Source organism: Protofrankia sp. Cj3 (assembly GCF_917627355.1).
Taxonomy (GTDB): Bacteria; Actinomycetota; Actinomycetes; order Frankiales; family Frankiaceae; genus Protofrankia.
Window position 1 is genome coordinate 1 of the sequence record NZ_CAKJTR010000304.1, and the last position, 3,644, is coordinate 3,644.

The window sequence follows — 3,644 nt, forward strand, 5'->3', positions numbered from 1 at the left end:
GACGCGCCGCTGCCCCTACCCGCCGGTTAGCACCCCGTCACGCCCCGGGTAGCCCGGCCCGGCCCACGGCCGTCCCCAGCGGCCTCGCCCGGTCCACGGCCCTCCCGCTGGGGCGGTATCTTCCGCCCGCGCTGACCGCCGACGTCCGAGCCCCACGGTAGGAGCCGGCTCAGCTGTACATCAGGGACCCCGGGGTGGTGAGCAGCTCGCCGGTCTCCAGCCACGTCTTCAGACCCGACAGGATCATCGGCCAGCCGCCATAGAGCTCCTCGTTCGCGCCCTCGCGCAACTGGTCGTGGGTGACGGTCAGGCGGCACGAGTCGCCGCCGATCGGTTCGATCTCCCAGGTGATTCTGGAAGTGCCCTCACGTTTCACCTCGTCGCTCCAGAGCATGGTTGCGCTCTGGACGAGCCGGCGCGGCGGGTCGATCTCGAGGTTCTCCCCCTCGCCGAGCGGACCGGGAGCGCCCGGAGCACCCATCTCGTAGCGCGAGCCCGGTGTCCAGTCCGAGATGACCCTCGCGCCGAAGTTGTACTTGCTCCTGATCTCGGGATCGGTGATCGCCTCCCACAGCCGCTCCGGGGTGGTGCGGATGTAGATTTCGAAAACCTTCTCCATGGAATTCTCCAGTCGCTGCTTGATGCCACTGAGTGCGGCGGCCCAGGGCTCGGCGTACTTGCTCACCCACCGGTCGTGGACGAGCCGGATCGGGACCGGGTTCAGGAAATGGAGCTTCTCTCGTCCGCGCCGCCTGGTGACCACCAGGCCCGCCTCCTCAAGCTGCTTGAGGTGCTTCATCACGCCGAAACGGGTGATGTCGAACCGCGCCTCGAGCGCGCTCAACGTCTGCCCGTCCTCGCGGAAGAGCTCGTCGAGCAGCGCCCGCCGCGTCGGATCAGCCAGCGCTCTGAACACCGCGTCCACGCCCTCGAACATAGGTGACCATTTAGTCACCTGTCAACAGATGATCGCGCCGCGCGGTGGAGCCGTACTGGCCTGACCCGGCTGACTCCCGTCCCTGCAAACGCAGGCGTTCACGCGGGCCTGCCCCGCGCCGGCTTCGGCGGGCGGGGCAGGCTGGCGTTGATCGTCAGTGGGCGAGCGGGCGTGCCAGTGGGCGAGCGGGCATCAGCGTGCGAGCAGTGCGTCGAGCTTGGTGAACGAGCTGCTCCAGCCCTCGCGTGTCATGTTTTCCATCTTCTCGGTGAAAGGGCCCTGACGCAGCACCACGCGGGTCTTGCCGCCCTCGTCGTGGAACTCCAGGCGCATGTACATCTGGGCGATCCCCTCGAAACCAGGAATACCCTCCACCTCCTCGGTACCCACGAGGAGTTCGTTCTCGACGACCTCGGTGAACGTCGCGTTGACCGGCGAGCGCATGGTCGGGTCATCGTCGCTGACCATTACCAACCGCTGATAGCCGCCTACCCGGGCGTCGACCTCGACGGTGTCGCGGGGCACAGAAAACCCCACCGGGCCGAACCACTGCGCGATCTGATCGGGGTCGACGAACGCCCGGTAGACGAGCTCCCGGGGCGCGTTGAAGATCCGGGTGATGACCAGTTCGTTGGTTGCCGGGGAATCTGCCATGGCGCTGTTCCTCTCTCGCTTACGTGACTTACGGATGGCTGATGCCTGGGTGATGTCATGTCACTGCTGTTGCTGGTCCTGTTGCTGTTCCTCCGCGGATGGCGCCTGCGCTTGCTGGATGTGTCGAAGGTGCGCGTCGAGCCGCTCGAAATTTGCATCCCAGAACTGGCGATAGCGCTCCATCCACGTTGCGGCCTCCTGCAACGGCCCGGCGGTGAGAGCGCTCGAGCGCCACTGGGCCGTCCGACTTCGAGAGATCAGCCCAGCCCGCTCGAGCACCTTGAGGTGTCGGGAGATCGCCGGCAGGCTGATCGAGAAGGGCTCAGCCAGCTCCGTGACGGTCGCGTCCCCCTCCGCCAACCGGGCCAGGATCGCCCGCCGGGTCGGGTCCGCCAGCGCCGCGAAGATCGTACTGAGTCGATCAGCTGCCATCGTATTTCACCCTGACGTTAATTAATCGATGCGTTAAACGTAGAACTGGGGCCGCCGCGCAGTCAAGCGCCGGCTGCCCGCAGCCACACGCGCTGATCGGCGTGGACGATCCGTGACGAGTTCGCCGACATGCGCAAACCGTGACCGTCGTCGACAGAGACCACCGCCGCGACGTCCACCACCGGTGAGCCACCCTGCCAGCTGCTGGCCCGCATGCCCAAGGCGGTGCTCGGACGCGCCCTGGAAACAGGCCGCCGCTCTACGTCCAGATCCGCTGCCACCAGGACCACACACGGTCGCTTGCTCGTCGTCGCGTCCTCCCACCCGGTTGGCATACCTACATAATGTAGGTACATTCGGGGAGTGGAGACCATCGGGCTGCGGGAACTGAACCAGAACCCATCGAAGGCGGTGGCACGGGTGCGTGCCGGTGTTTCGATCCTCGTCACAGACCGCGGTAAGCCGATTCTGCGCATGGTGCCCGAAGTCGAAAACCCGGGCACCCTGGCGCAGATGGTCGCCGTCGGCGAAGCCAGGGCACCTGCCGAGCGAGGCATGCCGGACGTGGTCCCCGATCTGGCACCCGGCGTCGAGAGCCTGGCCGACCTTCTCGTCGCCGACCGCGACAGGGAACGACACCGTTGATCTACCTGGACGCCTGCGCCCTGTTGAAGTTCATCAGGCAGGAGAAGGAGACCGAAGCCCTGCGGGCTTGGCGCCGAGCGCTCCCGGATGGAGCCGAGTTGGTCACCAGCGAGCTGGCCACGCTCGAGATCACCCGTACTCTGGTGCGCGCGTGTGCGGACGTCCAACGCGTCCCCTACCTCGCTGGGCTGGCCCTGCGCGGTGTGTATGTCGTGGATCTCTCCAGTGCCGTGCTCGCCCGCGCCGTGGCCTACCGGCTCCGGCAGCTGGGATCACTCGACGCGATCCACCTGGCCACCGCTGACCCGTTTCGCACCGAACTGACGGATTTCGTCACCTACGACCAGGAATTGGCGGCGGCTGCCACCGACCTCGGCCTTCCGGTGAGCGCACCATCATAAGGCCGGCTCCGCACCCTGATCCTTCTGGAGGACAGCACCCTGGATCAGATCGCTCTCGAGGAATGACGCCTCGTCGACATCCTGGACGAACGCCCTCGCGGCGACCGCGGCTTCGATCATGTCGACGAGGCAGAGCTCATCACGACGCATAGAGGAGCCGGGCCTCCGCGAGCACTCGGTCGCGGATGACCCACTTCAGCCGGGACTTGGACACCAGGTCGACATGACGGCCGACGATCTTCTCCAGATCATCTCGAAGGTCGACGATCTCGAAGCCAAGAGTCGAGTCGGGCGCCAGCACATACAGCAGGTCGACGTCCGATCCATCGGTGTCCTCACCGCGGGCCACCGAACCGAAGACGGACAGCTCGGCGACACCGTAGCGCCGGCACACCTCAGCGATCTGGCTGTCACGAAGATCGACAGGCACGTAGCCATTATCCCCGTCGGACAGCCACAACGGCACGGCTCAGGTCCTGCCTTCGCCCGGCATAGGCAGAACCCTCCAAGCCGCCGGACCCGCACCATATTCCCTACCGGCCGAGTGGAGAACCCGGAGCGGAGCGGCCTGGTCC

General features: G+C 66.3%; 7 protein-coding genes. 2 read left to right on the plus strand and 5 right to left on the minus strand.

Annotated features, from left to right (window positions below):
* Positions 1 to 169: 169 nt before the first annotated feature.
* From MJ783_RS22710 to MJ783_RS22720, 3 genes are all read right to left on the minus strand, one after another.
* Positions 170 to 925: an ArsR/SmtB family transcription factor gene (locus tag MJ783_RS22710; protein ID WP_370651785.1), complete on the minus strand. Its 756-nt coding sequence runs from the start codon at positions 923 to 925 to the stop codon at positions 170 to 172.
* Positions 926 to 1,129: 204 nt separating this feature from the next.
* Positions 1,130 to 1,591 (minus strand): SRPBCC domain-containing protein, encoded by a 462-nt coding sequence (locus MJ783_RS22715; protein ID WP_239313813.1) that lies wholly within the window; start codon positions 1,589 to 1,591, stop codon positions 1,130 to 1,132.
* A gap of 60 nt (positions 1,592 to 1,651) precedes the next feature.
* Complete coding sequence (locus MJ783_RS22720; protein WP_239313816.1) at positions 1,652 to 2,023, minus strand: helix-turn-helix transcriptional regulator; 372 nt, start codon at positions 2,021 to 2,023, stop codon at positions 1,652 to 1,654.
* A gap of 363 nt (positions 2,024 to 2,386) precedes the next feature.
* Between MJ783_RS22720 and MJ783_RS22725 the strand changes: the two genes are divergently transcribed.
* Positions 2,387 to 2,668, plus strand: a complete 282-nt coding sequence (locus MJ783_RS22725; protein ID WP_239313819.1) for a type II toxin-antitoxin system Phd/YefM family antitoxin — start codon at positions 2,387 to 2,389, stop codon at positions 2,666 to 2,668.
* Complete coding sequence (locus MJ783_RS22730; protein WP_239313821.1) at positions 2,665 to 3,069, plus strand: type II toxin-antitoxin system VapC family toxin; 405 nt, start codon at positions 2,665 to 2,667, stop codon at positions 3,067 to 3,069. Before MJ783_RS22725 ends, MJ783_RS22730 begins: the two co-directional genes overlap by 4 nt.
* On the opposite strand, the gene MJ783_RS22735 is transcribed toward MJ783_RS22730, so the two are convergent.
* Positions 3,064 to 3,219, minus strand: coding sequence for a hypothetical protein (locus MJ783_RS22735; protein WP_239313825.1), 156 nt, complete (start codon positions 3,217 to 3,219; stop codon positions 3,064 to 3,066). The genes MJ783_RS22730 and MJ783_RS22735 overlap by 6 nt on opposite strands.
* Positions 3,209 to 3,499, minus strand: a complete 291-nt coding sequence (locus tag MJ783_RS22740; RefSeq protein WP_239313828.1) for a nucleotidyltransferase family protein — start codon at positions 3,497 to 3,499, stop codon at positions 3,209 to 3,211. Before MJ783_RS22740 ends, MJ783_RS22735 begins: the two co-directional genes overlap by 11 nt.
* Positions 3,500 to 3,644 lie beyond the last annotated feature (145 nt).